Source organism: Streptomyces sp. NPDC002643, from assembly GCF_053592555.1.
In genome coordinates, this window is sequence record NZ_JBSFVY010000009.1 from 103,708 (window position 1) to 121,391 (window position 17,684).

The 17,684-nt window shown below is 70.2% G+C and carries 18 protein-coding genes; 7 read left to right on the plus strand and 11 right to left on the minus strand.

Features of this window, described 5'->3' with window-relative positions; genetic code table 11:
• Nucleotides 1-18: 18 nt before the first annotated feature.
• Both ACWD4G_RS15880 and ACWD4G_RS15885 read right to left on the minus strand, forming a co-directional pair.
• Nucleotides 19-1,857 carry a protein kinase domain-containing protein gene (locus ACWD4G_RS15880; RefSeq protein ID WP_451293594.1) on the minus strand — a complete coding sequence of 613 codons (1,839 nt, stop codon included), beginning with the start codon at nt 1,855-1,857 and terminating at the stop codon, nt 19-21.
• 126 nt (nt 1,858-1,983) lie between these two features.
• On the minus strand, nt 1,984-3,288 hold the full coding sequence (locus tag ACWD4G_RS15885; protein WP_451293596.1) for a DUF6986 family protein: 1,305 nt from the start codon (nt 3,286-3,288) through the stop codon (nt 1,984-1,986).
• A 192-nt stretch (nt 3,289-3,480) separates the two neighbouring features.
• Here ACWD4G_RS15885 and ACWD4G_RS15890 point away from each other — a divergent pair, with 192 nt between their 5' ends.
• Nucleotides 3,481-4,386 (plus strand): endonuclease/exonuclease/phosphatase family protein, encoded by a 906-nt coding sequence (locus tag ACWD4G_RS15890; RefSeq protein WP_451293598.1) that lies wholly within the window; start codon nt 3,481-3,483, stop codon nt 4,384-4,386.
• A 441-nt stretch (nt 4,387-4,827) separates the two neighbouring features.
• Here the strand turns inward: ACWD4G_RS15890 and ACWD4G_RS15895 are convergent, their stop codons facing one another.
• The 4 genes from ACWD4G_RS15895 to ACWD4G_RS15910 form a co-directional block, all read right to left on the minus strand.
• A complete protein-coding gene (locus tag ACWD4G_RS15895) occupies nt 4,828-5,790 on the minus strand; it encodes an electron transfer flavoprotein subunit alpha/FixB family protein (protein ID WP_451293600.1) in 963 nt (320 codons plus the stop codon).
• 107 nt (nt 5,791-5,897) lie between these two features.
• On the minus strand, nt 5,898-6,686 hold the full coding sequence (locus ACWD4G_RS15900) for an electron transfer flavoprotein subunit beta/FixA family protein (RefSeq protein ID WP_451293602.1): 789 nt from the start codon (nt 6,684-6,686) through the stop codon (nt 5,898-5,900).
• Between the two features lie 242 nt (nt 6,687-6,928).
• Complete coding sequence (locus ACWD4G_RS15905; protein ID WP_451293604.1) at nt 6,929-7,453, minus strand: flavin reductase family protein; 525 nt, start codon at nt 7,451-7,453, stop codon at nt 6,929-6,931.
• A 219-nt stretch (nt 7,454-7,672) separates the two neighbouring features.
• Complete coding sequence (locus ACWD4G_RS15910) at nt 7,673-8,110, minus strand: TlpA family protein disulfide reductase (protein WP_451293606.1); 438 nt, start codon at nt 8,108-8,110, stop codon at nt 7,673-7,675.
• Nucleotides 8,111-8,233: 123 nt separating this feature from the next.
• Between ACWD4G_RS15910 and ACWD4G_RS15915 the strand changes: the two genes are divergently transcribed.
• Together ACWD4G_RS15915 and ACWD4G_RS15920 are read left to right on the plus strand one after the other, a co-directional pair.
• Nucleotides 8,234-8,650 (plus strand): DUF4395 domain-containing protein, encoded by a 417-nt coding sequence (locus tag ACWD4G_RS15915; protein WP_451293608.1) that lies wholly within the window; start codon nt 8,234-8,236, stop codon nt 8,648-8,650.
• A 185-nt stretch (nt 8,651-8,835) separates the two neighbouring features.
• Nucleotides 8,836-9,564: a lysophospholipid acyltransferase family protein gene (locus tag ACWD4G_RS15920; protein ID WP_451293610.1), complete on the plus strand. Its 729-nt coding sequence runs from the start codon at nt 8,836-8,838 to the stop codon at nt 9,562-9,564.
• A gap of 135 nt (nt 9,565-9,699) precedes the next feature.
• Here ACWD4G_RS15920 and ACWD4G_RS15925 read toward each other — a convergent pair whose 3' ends face one another.
• The 4 genes from ACWD4G_RS15925 to ACWD4G_RS15940 all read right to left on the minus strand — a co-directional run bounded on the left by ACWD4G_RS15925 (nt 9,700) and on the right by ACWD4G_RS15940 (nt 13,643).
• Entirely contained in the window at nt 9,700-10,293 is a 594-nt protein-coding gene (locus ACWD4G_RS15925) for a transglutaminase-like domain-containing protein (protein ID WP_451293612.1), read from the minus strand.
• An 82-nt stretch (nt 10,294-10,375) separates the two neighbouring features.
• A complete protein-coding gene (locus tag ACWD4G_RS15930; RefSeq protein WP_451293614.1) occupies nt 10,376-11,446 on the minus strand; it encodes a threonine aldolase family protein in 1,071 nt (356 codons plus the stop codon).
• On the minus strand, nt 11,443-12,198 hold the full coding sequence (locus ACWD4G_RS15935; RefSeq protein ID WP_451293616.1) for an SDR family NAD(P)-dependent oxidoreductase: 756 nt from the start codon (nt 12,196-12,198) through the stop codon (nt 11,443-11,445). The genes ACWD4G_RS15930 and ACWD4G_RS15935 overlap by 4 nt, the downstream gene beginning before the upstream one ends.
• Nucleotides 12,199-12,245: 47 nt before the next feature.
• A complete protein-coding gene (locus tag ACWD4G_RS15940; RefSeq protein ID WP_451293618.1) occupies nt 12,246-13,643 on the minus strand; it encodes a DUF6421 family protein in 1,398 nt (465 codons plus the stop codon).
• A 308-nt stretch (nt 13,644-13,951) separates the two neighbouring features.
• Between ACWD4G_RS15940 and ACWD4G_RS15945 the strand changes: the two genes are divergently transcribed.
• A complete protein-coding gene (locus ACWD4G_RS15945; protein WP_451293620.1) occupies nt 13,952-14,635 on the plus strand; it encodes a glycerophosphodiester phosphodiesterase in 684 nt (227 codons plus the stop codon).
• A 42-nt stretch (nt 14,636-14,677) separates the two neighbouring features.
• Here the strand turns inward: ACWD4G_RS15945 and ACWD4G_RS15950 are convergent, their stop codons facing one another.
• The gene (locus ACWD4G_RS15950; protein ID WP_451293622.1) at nt 14,678-15,217 is read right to left on the minus strand and encodes a GNAT family N-acetyltransferase; all 540 of its coding nucleotides are present in this window, start codon (nt 15,215-15,217) and stop codon (nt 14,678-14,680) included.
• A 78-nt stretch (nt 15,218-15,295) separates the two neighbouring features.
• Between ACWD4G_RS15950 and ACWD4G_RS15955 the strand changes: the two genes are divergently transcribed.
• From ACWD4G_RS15955 to ACWD4G_RS15965, 3 genes are all read left to right on the plus strand, one after another.
• Entirely contained in the window at nt 15,296-15,688 is a 393-nt protein-coding gene (locus tag ACWD4G_RS15955; RefSeq protein WP_451293624.1) for a VOC family protein, read from the plus strand.
• A 99-nt stretch (nt 15,689-15,787) separates the two neighbouring features.
• Nucleotides 15,788-16,552, plus strand: a complete 765-nt coding sequence (locus ACWD4G_RS15960) for a VOC family protein (protein WP_451293626.1) — start codon at nt 15,788-15,790, stop codon at nt 16,550-16,552.
• A 79-nt stretch (nt 16,553-16,631) separates the two neighbouring features.
• Nucleotides 16,632-17,645 carry an aldo/keto reductase gene (locus ACWD4G_RS15965; protein ID WP_451293628.1) on the plus strand — a complete coding sequence of 338 codons (1,014 nt, stop codon included), beginning with the start codon at nt 16,632-16,634 and terminating at the stop codon, nt 17,643-17,645.
• The last annotated feature ends 39 nt before the right edge of the window (nt 17,646-17,684 follow it).

Consider the following 17,684-nt stretch of genomic DNA (forward strand, 5'->3'; position numbering starts at 1 on the left):
CGCCCATGCCCCCCGGCTTCAGCAGGTCGGCAGGCCCGGCACCGGGGCGTCGTTGTCGCCGCCCTTGATGTAGACGTCGCTGACGAAGACATTGGTGTTGCCGCTGTCGTCGTCGGTCTTGGCCCACCAGACGTTGGTCCACTCGCCGGAGGTCTCGCGGCGGCCCAGGTTCTGCTGGCAGTAGAAGTAGTTGGTGCCCTGGTAGAGGACACCGACCTCGGTGCCGTCGGCGGTGTAGGACTTGGCGGTGGTCCACACCGTGCAGTTGTACCTGCCGCCGCCGATCGAGTGGCAGGACGGCTCCTCGGTGCTCCCGCCCGTGCCGGATGTTCCGCCGGCCGCCGCACCGCCGTCCGCGCTGTCCGAGGAATCGCCCGAATCCCCGGAGTCGCCCGAGTCGTCGTCCGTGGTGCCCCCGTTTGCGGCCTCCGTCGGGGAGGGCGAGGTCCCGGTCTCCTTCTCGTCGTCCTTCTTGGGCTGTTCGCTGGGGCTCGCGGACTTCTCGTCGTCCTTGTTCTTGTCCTTCTCGGTGTCGTCGGCGAGGTCGAGCGTGCCCCGGCTGGGGCTCGTGGAGGGGCCGGTGCTCTCCCCGGTGGGGGTCCTGGCGCCGGTCCCGGTGTCGCCGCCGCTGTTCAGGAGGGCGACCGTGACGCCGGTGGCGGCGAGTACGACGGTGACGGCCACGGCGGCGAGCAGGGCCCGGGCCTTGCGCCGGCTCGGCGCGGGCGGCGTCACGGTGGTGGCGGCCGCCGAGGCGGGCACCGGCGGCTGCGGGGCGCCTGTGGCGGGACTCCCGGCCACAGGATCGGCCCCACCGCTCGCGGCGGGCGGGGGACCGAACCCGGCGTTCCCGGCCGTCTCCGCCGGGCCGTACCCGGCGCTCGGGGCCGCCGCGGCCGGGCCGAAGCCCGGTGGCACCGACGGAACGCTGTGCTCGGTCTCCTGCCTCGGCCGCTCCGACGGTGGCCCGGCCGGACTCGCCGAAGCCGTCTCCGGCGCTCCCCCGGCGGCCACCGCCTCCAGCAGCCGCCGTGCCCGGTCGGCGTCCGGGCGGGCCTGAGGGCGCTTGTCCATCAGCTCCTTCAGCACGGGGCCGAGGGCGTCCGCGCGCCGGGGTTCGGGCAGCGGGTCGGTCACGATCGCGGTCAGCGTCGACCAGGTGGACGTACGGCGGAACGGTGACGAACCCTCGACGGCCGCGTACAGGGTGGCGCCGAGGGCCCACACGTCGGAGGCGGGGCCGGGGTCGTTGCCCTGGGCGCGTTCGGGGGCCAGATAGTCGAGGGAGCCGACGAGTTCGCCGCTGCGGGTGAGGTGGGTGGCGGAGCCGTCGCCGGGGTTCTCCATGGTGGCGATGCCGAAGTCGGTGAGGACGACCCGGCCGGAACTGTCGAGGAGGATGTTGCCGGGCTTGACGTCGCGGTGGAGTACGCCGACGCGGTGGGCGGCGGCGAGGGCGTCCATGACCTTGGCGCCGATGGCGGCGGCCTCGCGCGGGTCGAGCAGGCCCCGGTCGCGCAGGACGTCGTCCAGGGAGGGCCCGTCGACCAGCTCCATGACGATCAGGGGGCGGCCGTCGACCTCGGCCACGTCGTGCACGGCGACGACTCCGGGGTGCCGTACGCGGGCGGCGGCGCGGGCCTCGCGCTGCATCCTGAGGCCCAGGTCGGCCAGTTCGGGTGCGCCCGCGTCCGTGTAGGTGCGCAGTTCCTTGAGGGCGACCTCGCGGTGCAGCACCTCGTCCACGGCCCGCCAGACGACGCCCATGCCGCCGCGTCCGAGTTGCTCGACGACCCGGTACCGCCCGGCGAGAAGCCGTCCGACGCCGTCCGCCTGTTCGTTCGCCCCCGAAGACACCTACGCCCCGTTCCTGTGACAAACCGATGAGTGGGCGTTCAGCCTACGGTGCGGGGAGGGCCACCCCGGCCACGTCCGCAACAGCTGTCACAGGACCGCTACTTACTCGCCCCGGCCTGCCCCTGCCTACTGCCCGGAGATCGTCAGGTCGGCCCTCCTGGGTGTCGCGAAGCCCTCCAGGTCGGTGCGGGTCAGGCCGGTCGCTGCGGAGACCTCGTCGACGTCGAGGGCGCCGCAGTCGAGGCCGCGCAGGAGGTAGCCGCTGAGGGCCTTGGCCGTGGCGGGCTCGTCCATGACGTCGCCGCCGACGCGGCCCGCGTACCGGGAGAGGCGGGCGGCGGCCTGCTCGTAGCCCTCGCGGTAGAAGGCGAAGACGGCGGCGTAGCGGGTGGGGAGGTGGCCGGGGTGCATGTCCCAGCCCTGGTAGTAGGCGCGGGCGAGGGCGCGGCGGGTGAGGCCGTAGTGGAGGCGCCAGGCGTCGTGGACGCGCTCGGTGGGGCCGACGGGCAGCACGTTGGTGGAGCCGTCCGAGACGCGGACCCCCGTGCCCGCCGCCGCGACCTGCATGATCGCCTTGGCGTGGTCGGCGGCGGGGTGGTCGCTGGCCTGGTACGCGGCGGAGACGCCGAGGCAGGCGCTGTAGTCGAAGGTGCCGTAGTGCAGGCCGGTGGCGCGGCCCTCGGCGGCGTCGATCATGCGGGCGACGGTGGCGGTGCCGTCGGCGGCGAGGATGGCCTGGCTGGTCTCGATCTGGATCTCGAAGCCGATCCGGCCCGGAGTCAGACCTCGGGCCTTCTCGAAGGCTTCCAGCAGGCGGACCATCGCGGTGACCTGCTCGGGATAGGTCACCTTGGGCAGGGTCAGCACCAGCCCGTCGGGCAGGCCGCCGGCCTCCAGCAGACCGGTGAGGAAGATGTCGAGGGTGCGGATGCCCCGGTCGCGCACCGGCGCCTCCATGCACTTCATGCGGATGCCCATGTACGGGGCGGCCGTGCCCTTGGCGTGGGCCTCGGCGACGAGTCGGGCGGCGCGGGCGGCGGTCTCGTCCTCCTCGGTGTCGGGGCGCGGTCCGTAGCCGTCCTCGAAGTCGATGCGGAGGTCTTCCATCGGTTCGCGCTCCAGCTTGGCGCGGACGCGGTCGTACACCGGTTCGGCGAGGTCGTCGGTGAGGCCGAGGACGGCGGCGAAGGAGGCGGCGTCGGGGGCGTGTTCGTCGAGGGCGGCGAGGGCGCGGTCGCCCCAGGTGCGGACGGTGTCGGCGGCGAAGGCGTCACCGGGGACGTAGACGGTGTGGACCGGCTGGCGGGTGCCGGGGTCACCGGGGTAGCGGCGCTCCAGCTCCGCGTCGACGGGGGCGAGGGAGGCGCTGATCTCCTCGCTGACGGCGCCCGCGAGACTCGTCGCCACATGCTCCTGACCGCCCTGTCCCATACCGCGACCTCCATTTTTCCGCTTTACGGAATCAGCAATCCGTATAACGAAGCTAACGGGCGATCTTCACACCGGTCAACACCGTCTCGACGTGGGATTCCCCATCTCGACCCCCTGGTCACAGCGGAATCCCGGTCTTCTCCGTATTCGATGGAGCAAGCTTCATCCTGACTCCAAGGGGAGGGAGATCACGTGCCGAACGAGGTCGGCGTCACGCGCCGCCAGGGACTCAGGTCCGCGGCGGCCGCGGCCATCTCGGTACCGCTGCTCACCACGGCCGGTTCCTCACAGCCCGCTTCCGCCGGCGAACACGAGGGCGCCCTGAGCGTGATGACGTTCAATGTGCGCTTCGCGACCGTCGTCGACAGCACGCCCCGCTGGGCGGTCCGCCGACCGGTGATGCGCGAGCTGCTGCGCCGCGAACGACCCCATGTCATCGGCACCCAGGAAGGGCTCTACCAGCAACTCCGCATGATCGAGAAGGATCTCGGCGGGGACTACGACTGGATCGGCACCGGACGAGGGGGCGGCAGCAAGGACGAGTTCATGGCGATCTTCTATGACACCCGCAGACTCGACCCGATCGAGTTCGATCACTTCTGGCTGTCCGACACCCCGTACACGATCGCCTCCAACACCTGGGGCGCGGACTGGCTGCGCATGGTGACCTGGGTGCGCTTCGCCGATCTCGCCGACGGGGGCCGGGAGTTCTATGTCCTCAACACCCACCTGGACAGCGTCAGCCAGTACGCCCGTGAGCGCTCGGCGGGGCTCATCGGCGACACACTCGCCAAGTTCGACCCGTCGGCACCGGTGATCCTCACCGGCGACTTCAACGCGGCGGCCCATGACAACAAGGTGTACGACCTGATGCTGGACCTCGGGTTGGTGGACGCCTGGGACGCGGCGGGCTCACGGAGTCCGGCGTACGGGACGTACCACGGGTACAAGGCGCTGAGACCGGCCGGGCGGCGTATCGACTGGGTCCTCACCACGCCCGGGGTGAGGACGCACTGGGCGGCGATGAACACCTTCTCCCAGGACGGGATCTACCCGAGCGACCATCTGCCGGTGCAGGTCTCGCTGAGCCTCGGATGAGTCTAGGGCCTGTCGTTTGGATCACGCCTGGGCCGCGGGGCGTGGCACGCACTCCCCCACTGCCTCAAGGGCGTGGGGGTACCCCCAGCGGCGTTGTCGTCGGTTGCCAACTCCCCCACGCCCTACTTCTCCCCCACTCTCAGCTTCGTTCGAGCGGGAGGTGCCCCCACCGCGGGAGGGACCCCCATCACCCCGCCCCACCAAGGCACCGCAGCCCGAAGCCGGCACGATCAAACGACAGGCCCCTAGGGCGCTTCCGATGGCTCTTGGTCGGCGGCTCGGCGACCGATCGGCCTGGCGCGAGGCGCCTCGTGAGGCGGCGATCGCCTCGCCGGGCGCAGCCATTCCAGCCGGGAAGCAGCTTCAAGATTCGTCAGAAGCGCCCTAGGCCCCCGCGACCGTGCGCACGGTCGCGGGGGCCTCGTGGCGACCGCCCGGTGATCAGCCCTTGCGGGTCTTGATCTCCTCGGTGAGCTGGGGGACGACGTCGAAGAGGTCGCCGACGACGCCGAAGTCGACCAGTTCGAAGATCGGGGCCTCGGCGTCCTTGTTGATCGCGACGATCGTCTTCGAGGTCTGCATGCCCGCGCGGTGCTGGATCGCGCCGGAGATGCCGGAGGCGATGTACAGCTGCGGGGACACGCTCTTGCCGGTCTGGCCGACCTGGTTGGTGTGCGGGTACCAGCCGGCGTCCACGGCGGCGCGCGAGGCGCCGACGGCCGCGCCGAGGGAGTCGGCGAGGGCCTCGATGATCGCGAAGTTCTCGGCGCCGTTGACGCCACGGCCGCCGGAGACGACGATCGCGGCCTCGGTCAGCTCCGGGCGGCCGGTCGACTCGCGCGGGGTGCGGCCGGTGACCTTGGTACCGGTGGCCTTGTCGGAGAACGTCACGTCCAGGGCCTCGACGCTGCCTGCGGCGGGGGCGGCCTCCACGGCGGCGGAGTTGGGCTTGACCGTGATGACCGGGGTGCCCTTGGAGACACGGGACTTGGTGGTGAAGGACGCGGCGAACACCGACTGGGTGGCCACCGGGCCCTCGTCGCCGGCTTCGAGGTCGACGGCGTCGGTGATGATGCCGGAGCCGATGCGCACCGCGAGACGGGCGGCGATCTCCTTGCCCTCGGCGGAGGACGGCACCAGCACGGCGGCCGGGGAGACGGCGGCGACGGCGGCCTGGAGGGCGTCGACCTTGGGGACGACCAGGTAGTCGGCGTACTCGGCGGCGTCGTGGGTGAGGACGCGGGTCGCGCCGTGCTCGGCGAGGGCGGCGGCGGTGTCGGCGGCGCCGTTGCCCAGCGCGACGGCGACGGGCTCGCCGATACGGCGGGCCAGGGTCAGCAGCTCCAGGGTGGGCTTGCGGACGGCACCGTCCACGTGGTCGACGTAGACGAGAACTTCAGCCATGGGATTGCTCTCCTGCGAAATCGCGAAGTCTTCAGGGGCGGTGAGGGAGTCGGGCCTTACCGGGGTCGAACCCCGGCCGGGCCACGGGGCCTTGGAGGCCGCGGGGCCTAGACGAACTTCTGGCCCGCGAGGAACTCGGCGAGCTGCTTACCGCCCTCGCCCTCGTCCTTGACGATCGTGCCCGCGGTGCGCGCCGGGCGCTCGGTGACGGACTCGACGGCCGTCCAGGCACCCTCCAGACCGACTTCGTCCGCCTCGATGTCGAGGTCGGACAGGTCCCAGGACTGAACCGGCTTCTTCTTGGCCGCCATGATGCCCTTGAAGGAGGGGTAACGGGCCTCGCCGGACTGGTCGGTGACCGACACGACCGCCGGGAGGGAGGCCTCCAGCTGCTCGGAGGCGGCGTCGCCGTCACGGCGGCCCTTGACCGTGCCGTCCTCCACGGAGACCTCGGAGAGCAGGGTGACCTGCGGGACACCCAGGCGCTCGGCGAGCAGCGCCGGGACCACACCGCCGGTGCCGTCGGTGGAGGCCATACCGGAGATCACCAGGTCGTAGCCGGCCTTCTCGATCGCCTTGGCCAGCACCAGCGAGGTGCCGATGACGTCGGTGCCGTGCAGATCGTCGTCCTCGACGTGGATGGCCTTGTCGGCGCCCATGGACAGCGCCTTGCGCAGCGCGTCCTTAGCGTCCTCGGGGCCCACCGTGAGAACGGTGATCTCCACGTCGTCGTCGGAGTTCTCGGAGATCTGCAGCGCCTGCTCGACCGCGTACTCGTCCAGCTCGGAGAGCAGACCGTCCACGTCGTCACGGTCGACGGTCAGGTCATCGGCGAAGTGCCGGTCGCCAGTGGCGTCGGGCACGTACTTCACAGTGACAACGATCCTCAAGCTCACGCCGGCTCTCCTACTGCATCGTCATTTCTCGGCTGCCTTCTTCCAGGCAGCATAGGCGCCTGAAGCGGCCGATCCCGACCCGGGCGACCTGCGCTCCGGTCGAAATATTACTCGCCAGTACGACGTCTACACTCCCGCATTCCATTCCCGCTAAGCAAGCGCTTTGAACTGTGAGTTAGGCAACCCTGCGTAATCATGCGGGACATGGGAGCGAAACCCTGAGCCGTGATCGTTCGCGCAGGTCAGTCTCGCAGACCGTTGAAGCGCCCCTGGTGGTAGAGCAGAGGCCGTCCGGCACCCGAGGGGTCGCCGATGACCACTTCGGCGAGGACGATGCGATGGTCGCCGGCGGGCACCCGGGCCACCACCCGGCAGACCAGCCAGGCCAGCACGCCATCCAGGACGGGAACTCCCTCGGGGCCGCTACGCCATCCGGTGGGCGCCGCGAACCTGTCGGCGCCACTGCGGGCGAAGGTGGCGGCCAGCTCCTGCTGGTGCTCGCCGAGTATGTGCACACCCACGTGCTCCGCCTCGGAGATCACCGGCCAGCTGGAGGCCCCGGTGCCGATGCCGAACGACAGCATCGGGGGTTCGGCGGAGACCGAGGTGAGCGAGGTGGCGGTGAAGCCGACGGGCCCGGCGGCGTCCTGCGCCGTGATCACGGCGACGCCGGCGGCGTGCCGGCGGAAGACGGAGCGCAGGAGGTCGGGCGAGGCGGGTCGGGGGGTGGGAAGCCGGGGGGCGTCGAGACCGGTGGTGGCCGTCATGCAGTTGTCCTTCTGCTGGGGTCGACGAGCTGAGTCCGTAGCCGCTCAAGCCCCTGGACAGCGCGAACTCGCCGTGCGGACGAGGTCCACATGAACACGCTCGACAAGAAGGAGTTCTCCGGTCATACCGCCAGGCTGACGATCGGCGGCGCTCACAGTCAAGTACGGACCGTCATCCGGAAGATGCGACACAGATCACTCCCCCTCATTTCAGCCCTCTCACTCCTCGAACGCCCGGACCGGTGGGACGGCCTCGCCGAGCGCGGCGATCACATCCGCCTTGCGCGGCTGCCCGGTGGCCCGCCGTACGATCCGGCCGTCGGCGTCGAGGACCAGCACGGTCGGGGTCTTGAGGATGTCCAACCGGCGGACGAGAGCGAGGTTCCGCTCGGCGTCGATCTCCACATGGGCGACACCGGGGACCATGCCGGCGACTTCCGTGAGCACCCTGCGGGTGGCCCGGCAGGGCGCGCAGAAGGCGCTGGAGAACTGTACGAGCGTGGCCCGTTCGCCGAGCCCCTCCCCCAACTCGGCCGCGCCGACCCGCTTCTCGCCGTCCCGCCCGCGCACCCTGACTCTCCCGTTCCGCCGCCGCTGCAGCACTCCGAAGGCACTCGCCGCCGCGAGCACCAGTACGCACACCACAAGTCCGGTCACGGGCTGGGTCAGCGCTCACAGGACCGCAAAGATTCCCGCCCGCGCCGGAGGCGCTCAAGCGTTCACAAGACTGCAAGGAATCGCCGCTGTCCGAAAACCGTCGCCCTGCGGAATGCTTGGTTCATGGACATCGACGCACGTGGGCCGCGTTTCGGCGCCGCCGTGACGACCGTCGTTCTGGCGGTCGTCCTGATCACCGGCAGTATCTGGCTGTTGGCCTGGCAGACGTTCGCGTTCGCGCTGGGCGCGGCGGGCGGGGTGGCGCGGTCACCGTACGGCTGGGTTTTCCGTACGGCGGTACGGCCGCGGATCGGGGCGCCCACGGAGTTCGAGGCGCCGGAGCCGCCGCGCTTCGCGCAGGGTGTCGGGCTGGTGTTCGCGCTGGTGGGGCTGCTCGGCTTCGCGCTCGGGCCGCAGTGGCTGGGGCTCGCGGCGACGGGGGCGGCGCTCGCGGCGGCCTTCCTCAACGCGGTGTTCGGGTACTGCCTGGGGTGCGAGATGTACCTACTCGTCCGGCGGTTGACGGTACGCGCGCAGTGAAGGCGAGATGAAGTCGCGGGGTCCGGCGTATGGCTGACGTGACGAGAATCTCGCCGTTCACAGGCACCAGGACTGGCTACTCGTACGTTCTTGGGGCACGATCTGCGAGATGCCGTAAACCTACGGCTGCGTAACTTCCGCCGGGAGACCCCTTCCCAGGCAGAGATGAAGGGTCCACTCCGTCCATGGCAGAGCTTGCCTACCGTCCGGCCGTCGGTCTCGCCCACATCCTGTTCAAGGCCTGGGACCTGAAGATCGACTGCAAGGGCTCGGAGAACATCCCGCGCTCGGGTGGCGCCGTCCTGGTGAGCAATCACATCAGCTATCTGGACTTCATCTTCGACGGTCTCGCGGCGCTGCCGCAGAAGCGGCTGGTGCGCTTCATGGCCAAGGAGTCGGTGTTCCGGCACAAGATCTCCGGGCCGCTGATGCGGAACATGCGGCACATCCCGGTGGACCGCAGGAACGGCGAGGCCGCGTACCAGCACGCGCTGGACTCGCTGCGCTCCGGTGAGATCGTCGGCGTCTTCCCCGAGGCCACCATCTCCCAGTCCTTCACTCTGAAGAGTTTCAAGTCGGGTGCCGCGCGGATGGCCCAGGAGGCAGGCGTCCCGCTGATCCCGATGGCCGTGTGGGGTACGCAGCGGCTGTGGACCAAGGGGCACCCGCGCAACTTCAAGCGCAGCCATGTTCCGATCACGATTCGTGTCGGTGAGGCGATCGAGGCCTCCAAGGACAAGTACGCCGGGGCGATTACCCGGCAGGTGCGGGAGCGGGTGCAGGAGCTTTTGGAGGCCGCGCAGCGGGCGTACCCGGTACGCCCGAAGGGGCCGGATGACACCTGGTGGATGCCGGCGCATCTGGGGGGTACGGCCCCGACCCCGGAACAGGTCCGCGAAGCGGAGGCTCGCTAGACGTTCAGCTGGGAGCCGCCCCCCAACGGGTTACGGGGTGCCCCAATGGGCGTCTGGCGTCTGCGGCTGCGTCGTGGCTGGTCGCGCAGTTCCCCGCGCCCCTTAAAAGCGGGGCGCACTGCCATTCCGTTGCCTTCAAAGCGCCGTAGGGAGTGTTTTCCAGAGGTGCAGGCGGTCGGGGGCTGCTTTGAGCGCGCCCAGTACGGCCGCGTGCGGCTCGGCATACAGGAGCGGATAGTCCACCTCGCCGACCGCCGCGTCCGGTACCCATGCCAGCCTCTCGCCCCTCAAGGAGAACTGGGCGTCCACTCCCGGTTTGTTGCCTCGGGGGTCCTGGCGGTGCCAGGCGCCGTTGAAGCGGATGGCGATCAGGCCGTGGACCGCGTGGCCGCCGCCATTTTCATGGGCCAGGCGTTGGTAGCAGAGCGCGGTGGGGATGTCCTCGGCGCGCAGCAGGGCGGTCAGCGCGTGGGCCTTGGCGTAGCAGATGCCGGTGCCCTGCTCCAGGACGTCGGACGCGCGCCAGGTGACGCGTGGGTCGCCGGAGTCCTGTGAGTGGGGGATGGTGTCGCGTACGAACTCGAAGGCGGATCGCGCATAGGCATACGAGTCCGGTACGTCCTCGGCGAGGCGTGCCGCTGTCTGCCGTACCACGGGGTGGTCATGGTCGATGACCTCGTCGGCGGCCAGATAGGCGGACAGGTCAGGGGTGTTCTGGATCAGCTCCATGGTTGTAGAGCATAGGAATGCGATCACCCGAGCGTCAATGACTTTTCAGGTGACCGCATATCTATGCAGCACGTCGGCGGGGCTAGCGGGCCATCTCCTCCTTCAGTGCCGCCACGAAGCCGTCCACGTCCTCCTCCGTCGTGTCGAAGGCGCACATCCAGCGGACGTCGCCGGCGACCTCGTCCCAGAAGTAGAAGCGGTACCGCTTCTGGAGGCGTTCGCTGACGTCGTGCGGGAGGCGGGCGAAGACGGCGTTGGCCTGGACGGGGTGGAGGATCTCCACGCCGTGGACCGCGCGGACGCCCTCGGCGAGGCGCTGGGCCATCTCGTTGGAGTGGCGGGCGTTGCGCAGCCAGAGGTCCCTGGCGAGCAGGGCCTCCAACTGCACCGATACGAAGCGCATCTTGGAGGCGAGTTGCATGGACAGTTTCCGCAGGTGCTTCATCCGGCGGACGGTGTCAGGGTTGATGACGACCACCGCCTCGCCGAACAGCGCGCCGTTCTTGGTGCCGCCCAGGGAGAGGACGTCGACGCCGACCGCGTCGGTGAAGGTGCGCATCGGCACGTCCAGGGCGGCCGCCGCGTTGGCTATCCGGGAGCCGTCGAGGTGGACCTTCATGCCGTGGGCGTGGGCGTGGTCGCAGATCGCGCGGATCTCGTCGGGGGTGTAGAGGGTGCCCAGCTCGGTGCTCTGGGTGATCGAGACGACCTGCGGCATCGCGCGGTGCTCGTCCTCCCAGCCGTACGCCTGTCGGTCGATCAGCTCGGGGGTGAGCTTGCCGTCCGGGGTGGGCACGGTGAGCAGTTTCAGGCCGCCGACCCGCTCCGGCGCCCCGCACTCGTCGACGTTGATGTGGGCGCTCTCGGCGCAGATCACCGCGCCCCAGCGGTCGGTGAGCGCCTGGAGGGCGACGACGTTGGCGCCGGTGCCGTTGAAGACCGGGAACGCCTCGGCGGTGGCGCCGAAGTGGCTGCGGATGATCCCCTGGAGGTTCTCGGTGTAGTCGTCCTCGCCGTACGCGACCTGGTGCCCGCCGTTGGCCAGGGCCAGGGCGGCGAGCACCTCCGGGTGGGCCCCCGCGTAGTTGTCGCTGGCGAAGCCTCGGATCTCGGGGTCGTGATGGCGACGAGCGTCGGTCTTCGGTGGGTTCACGGCTTCTCTGTCAGCCACAGGCGGTTCCCGTTCACTTCGGCGGCGGGCCGCTCCCAGACGTCGGCGATGGCATCGGCCAGCTCCGTGACATCGGTGAAGCCCGCGAACTTCGCGTTGGGGCGCTCGGCGCGCATCGCGTCGTGCACCAACGCCTTCACCACCAGGATCGCAGCCGCCGAGCTGGGGCCGCCCGCGCCCCCGGCCTTGCGGAAGAAGTCGGCCATGGCAAGCGTCCAGGCCTCGGCCGCGGCCTTGGCGGCGGCGTAGGCGGCGTTGCCCGCGGTGGGCTTGCTGGCGCCGGCGGCGCTGATGAGGACGTAGCGGCCGCGGTCGCTGCGCTGCAACGCCTCGTGGAAGGCGAGGGAGGTGTGCTGCACGGTGCGGATCAGCAGCATCTCCAGGAAGTCCCAGTCGTCGAGGCTGGTCCTGGTGAAGGTCTCGCTGCCGCGCCAGCCGCCGACGAGATGGACGAGTCCGTCGACCCGGCCGAAGTCGTTCTCCACACGCTTGGCCCACTCATGGGTCGACCGGAGGTCCAGGAGATCGACGGTGTCGCCGACGACGGTGGCGCCGCCGTGCGCGTAGCGGGCCGCGTCGACGGCCTCGAACAGTCGCTCGGGATCATTGTCGGACCCCACGACGGTGGCGCCCGCCTCGGCCAGTCGCAGCAGGGCCGCCCGGCCGGCGGGTCCGCCCGCGCCGGCCACCGCGATGACCGCGCCGCTCAGTGCTCCGTTGCCGTTCCCCACCATGGTCCTCGCCTCCTGAGCAGCGCCTGCGGTGTCTACGACGGGGGCGCTCACGCGGCGGCCCGCTCGGCGCTCTCCGCGGTGATGCCCTTGGTGGAGGCGATCACGGCCTTCAGCTTCTTGGCGAGCGCCTCATAGAACATGCTGAGCGGAAACTCGTCGGGAAGCACGTCGTCGACGAGTTTGCGCGGCGGCTGCGTCAGATCCAGGGCGTCCGGGCCCTTGGCCCAGCGGGAGCCGGGGTGCGGGGAGAGGTAGGTGGAGACCAGCTCGTACCCGGCGAACCAGTGGACGAGCTTGGGGCGGTCGATGCCGTCGCGGTAGAGCCGTTCGATCTCGGCGCACAGCTGGTTGGTGACCTGCGGGGCGCGCTGCCAGTCGATGTGGAGCGTGTTGTCGGTCCAGCGGACCACGTCGTGCCGGTGGAGGTAGGCGAAGAGGAGCTGGCCGCCGAGGCCGTCGTAGTTGCGGACGCGCTCACCGGTGACGGGGAAGCGGAACATGCGGTCGAAGAGCATCGCGTACTGGACGTCACGGGCCTGCGGGACGCCGTCGGCCTCCAGTTTCACCGCCTCCTTGAAGGCGGTGAGGTCGCAGCGCAGCTCCTCCAGGCCGTACATCCAGAACGGCTGGCGCTGCTTGATCATGAACGGGTCGAAGGGCAGATCGCCGTGGCTGTGGGTGCGGTCGTGGACCATGTCCCACAGGACGAAGGCCTCCTCGCAGCGCTTCTGGTCCTGGACCATCGCGGCCACGTCCTCCGGCAGGTCGACGCCGAGGATGTCGACGGCGGCCTCGGTGACGCGGCGGAAGCGGGCGGCCTCGCGGTCGCAGAAGATGCCGCCCCAGGAGAAGCGGGCCGGGGCCTCGCGCACGGCGATGGTCTCGGGGAAGAGGACGGCGGAGTTGGTGTCGTAGCCGGCGGTGAAGTCCTCGAAGGTGATGCCGCAGAACAGCGGGTTGTCGTAGCGGGTGCGCTCCAGTTCGGCCAGCCAGTCCGGCCAGACCATGCGCAGCACGACCGCCTCCAGATTGCGGTCGGGGTTGCCGTTCTGCGTGTACATCGGGAAGACGACCAGATGCTGGAGGCCGTCGCGGCGGTCGGCGGCGGGCTGGAAGGCCAGCAGTGAGTCGAGGAAGTCGGGCACCTTGAAGCCGTCGTCGGCCCAGCGCCGCAGGTCCCTGACGAGGGCCTCGTGGTAGGCGGCGTCGTGCGGCAGCAGCGGGGAGAGCGTGCGGACGGCGTCGATGACGTCGTGCACGGCCAGTTCGGCGTCCGCCGGGTCGGGGGCGGCCTCGGTCTCGAAGTCGATGGAACCGTCCTTGGCCTGCCAGGTACGGATGCGCTCCGCGGCGCCCTTGAGCACGGCCCAGGCCGGATGCTCCACCACCCGATCCATCGAAGGAACGACGCCCCTCGCGCCATCTCGCACAAGAATTTCCGTCATGACCCATCCTCCACGAGAGAACCTTTCGTAAGGACACCGTATGTAGGTCTGCTCACGCACCGCAAGACCGCTCGGGTCGACGCCTGGACCGCTCAGGTCAACGCCTCGTCCGGACTCGCCCACTCAGGGATGACCCGAGCCATCGGCCCAGGTGCCGAAACGGTCCTGTTCTCCGACGTGAGACGACTCGAACGGCCTCGTGCACACACGGTTACATCACGCGGCCGGAGGACTACGCTGCGCCCCAGCCGCGTGCCGCCCCTCCCGGTCACGCGGGCCGAGCCGCCGTCGACGGAAGCGAGTCCACCTTGAACTTCCTCACCATCGGTCACCGCGGAGTCATGGGTGTCGAACCCGAGAACACCCTCCGTTCCTTCGTCGCCGCCGATCGCGCGGGCCTCGACGTCATCGAACTCGATCTGCATCTGAGCAAGGACGGCGCGCTCGTCGTCATGCACGACACGGATGTGGACCGGACGACGGACGGTACGGGCCCGATCGCCGACAAGACCCTCGCCGAACTGCGCGCCCTGGACGCCGGGCGCGGTGAACGCATTCCCACGTTCGAGGAGGTCCTGGACGCGGTACGAGCACCGCTCCAGGCCGAGATCAAGGACACGGCGGCGGCCCGCGCCCTCGCCGAGGTCATGCACCGCCGCGATCTGGTGGGACGGGTCGAGGTGCTGTCGTTCCACGACGAGGCGGTCGCCGAGATCGCCCGGCTCGTCCCGGGCGTGCGCACCGCGCTGGTGGCCAGCCGCTACGGCACCGACGTCGTGGACCGCGCGGTGGCGGTGGGCGCCCCCACCCTCGTCCTGAACATCAGACGGCTCACCCTGGAGGTCGTCGAACTCGCCCGCAAGGCGGGCCTGAGGATCATCGGCTGGGTCGTCAACACCCAGGACGACCTACGGCTGGTGCGGGCGCTCCAACTGGACGGCGCGACGACCGACTTCCCGGACATCAAACGCACGGGCCGCTTCACGGCGTGACCGTCGGCCCCCGGCCGGCTACGCCGCTTCCCTGGCCGGCGGCTACGCCAGCTCCTTGACCAGCAGCTCGAACCGCAGGTCGTCGCGCTGGGGTATGCCGAAGCGCTCGTCGCCGTACGGGAACGGGGTCATCCGTCCCGTACGGCGGTAGCCGCGCCGCTCGTACCAGGCGATGAGGTCGTCGCGTACGGAGATCACGGTCATGTGCATCTCCTTGGCGCCCCAGGTCTCGCGGGCCTGGCGCTCCGCCTCCGCGATGATCACTTTGCCGAGGCCGCCGCCCTGCAGCGCGGGGCTCACCGCGAACATCCCGAAGTAGGCGTGGTCGCCACGGTGTTCGAGCTGGCAGCAGGCGACGACCGTGCCGTTCCGCTCCACGGTGAGCAGCCGACTGTCCGGCGCCTTGATGACCTGCAGAACGCCCTCGGGGTCGGTCCGCTGCCCTTCGAGGATGTCCGCCTCGGTGGTCCACCCGACCCGGCTCGCATCCCCGCGGTACGCCGACTCGATGAGCGCGACGATCACGTCCACATCGGCGTCGGTGGCGTCCCGGAAGGTCGGACCGGTGGCGGCGGTGTCCATGAGGGTGCGCTCCTGACGGCTCTCGGTACGGCTCGGGCAGGGACGAGCGTAACCCCCGGCGCCGTTAAGCTCCGACGCATGGTCCATGTACTGAGCAGCCGCACCCTTCTCCGGCCCACCGACCCCGAGCGTTCCCACGCCTTCTACGGGGAGCAGTTGGGGCTTGACGTCTATCGCGAGTTCGGTACGGGTGATCATCGCGGTGTCGTGTACTTCCTCGGCGGCGGTTTCCTGGAGGTGGCGGGGCGTTCGAAGCTGCCGCCGTCGCCCGCGGTGAAGTTGTGGCTCCAGGTGGCGGATGTGGCGGCGACGCACGAGGAGTTGGTGGCCGCCGGGGTGGAGATCCGCCGGCCTCCGATCAAGGAGCCGTGGGGGCTGGTCGAGATGTGGATCGTCGACCCGGACGGCACGGAGATCGTGCTGGTCGAGGTCCCGAGGGATCATCCGCTGCGCTACCGGCCCGGTATCTGAGCGGTCGGCGGCACCGTCCAGCGGTGGCCGGGGGCGGGGCGCGGGCATAGCGTGCTGGAAGGGGATGCCGTGCTCGTCGCCCCTTCCGGAGGGAACGCCATGAAGTTCGACAGGCCGGTGACCGGCGGCCCCTGCTGGACCGAGCTGGGCACCAGCGATCTGGAGGCGGCCAAGCGGTTCTACACGGAACTGTTCGGCTGGCGCCCGGAGACCGATCCCCGGCAGGAGGCGGGCGGGTACACGTTCGCGCATCTCGGGGACGCGGCGGTCGCCGCGATGACCCCCCTGTACGAGGAGTCGCAGCCGGTGGCGTGGAGCGTGTCGTTCGCGGTGAGCGACGTGGACGCCGCCACGGAGGCGGTACGGGAGGCCGGCGGGGCGATCCTCATGGAGCCCCAGGACGTCTTCCAACTCGGACGTTACGCGGTGGCACAGGACCCTAACGGCGCGTCCTTCCATCTGTGGCAGGCACGCGCCTTCCTCGGCGCCGGACTGCTGAACGCTCCCGGCGCACTCGGCTGGGTGGAGTTGCTGACGCGTGCGCCGGAGCGGGCCGAGGTCTTCTACACGACGGTGTTCGGCTGGAGCGTCGACGGCTCGGCCCGCTATCCGCAGTGGGGCCTGGACGGCGTCGACTTCGGCGGCATGGTCACGATGGACGACAAGTTCCCGCACGAGGTGCCCTCGCACTGGCTGCCGTACTTCGCCGTGGAGGACGTGGACGGCACGACCCGGATCGCGACCGCGGCGGGCGGCACGGCACTGATGGAGCCGACGACCGTGCCGGAGGGCCCCCGGATCGCGGTACTGCGGGACCCGCAGGGAGCGGTGTTCGGCGTGTACGTGGCGGGCGAGGAGGGCTGACCCGCCTGCCCTGAAGTTGCGTTGAAGCGCGCTCCATCTCCTAGCGTCGTACCGACGAACCGCTCGGAGGGGATACGACGTGCGCTACACACTGTTCGGCAGGACCGGCCTGCGGGTGAGTGAACTGGCCTTCGGTGCCATGACGTTCGGCTGGGGAGCCGTGGATCTCGACGCGAGCGGGCCGCTCCTCGACGCCTACGCGGAGGCCGGTGGGAACTTCGTCGACACCGCCGACATCTACTCCGAGGGCACCTCGGAGACCATCCTCGGCAAGCTCCTCGAAGGCCGCCGCGACCGTTTCGTCCTGGCCAGCAAGTACACCTGTGTGACCGACGACGCCGACGTCAACTCGGCGGGCAACCACCGCAAGAACCTGGTCCAGTCGGTGGAGGCGAGCCTGGAGCGGCTGCGCACCGACCGTCTCGACGTCCTGTGGGTGCACGCGCGGGACGACTTCACCCCGGTCGACGAGGTGATGCGGGCCCTCGACGATCTCGTTCGCGCGGGGAAGGTGCTCTACCTCGGGGTGTCGGACTGGCCCGCGTGGGAGATCGCTCGGGCCAACACCCTTGCCGAACTGCGGGGTTGGACCTCGTTCGCGGGCTCGCAGCTGCGCTACAACCTGCTGGAGCGCACCCCGGAGCGTGAACTGCTGCCGCAGGCCAGGGGGTTCGACATGTCGGTGTTCGCGTGGGCGCCGCTGGCGGCGGGGAAGCTCACCGGCAAGTACCGGCGCGGTGAGGGCGGCCGGCTCGCCGAGCAGGCGGGCAAGGAGGACCTCACCGAGCAGTTCGTGCTCGACGTGGTGCTGGAGATCGCCGAGCAGGGCGGCTGGAGCCCGGCGCAGGTGGCCCTAGCCTGGCTGCTGGCCCGCCCCGGCGATGTCGTGCCGATCATCGGCGCCACCAAGGCGGCCCAGCTCGCCGACAACCTGGCGAGCGTCGACGTACGCCTCGACGCCGACGCCCTCGCCCGTCTCGACGAGGTGAGCGCGCCCTCACTCGGCTTCCCGCACGACTTCCTGCGCGAGCCCGTCATCCGCCGCAATGTGTACGGGCCGCGCTGGGAGGACATCGACGACCCTCGCGGGTGAGCCGGTCGCGTGTTAGGAGGTCGGTGACTGCCGCTGTGT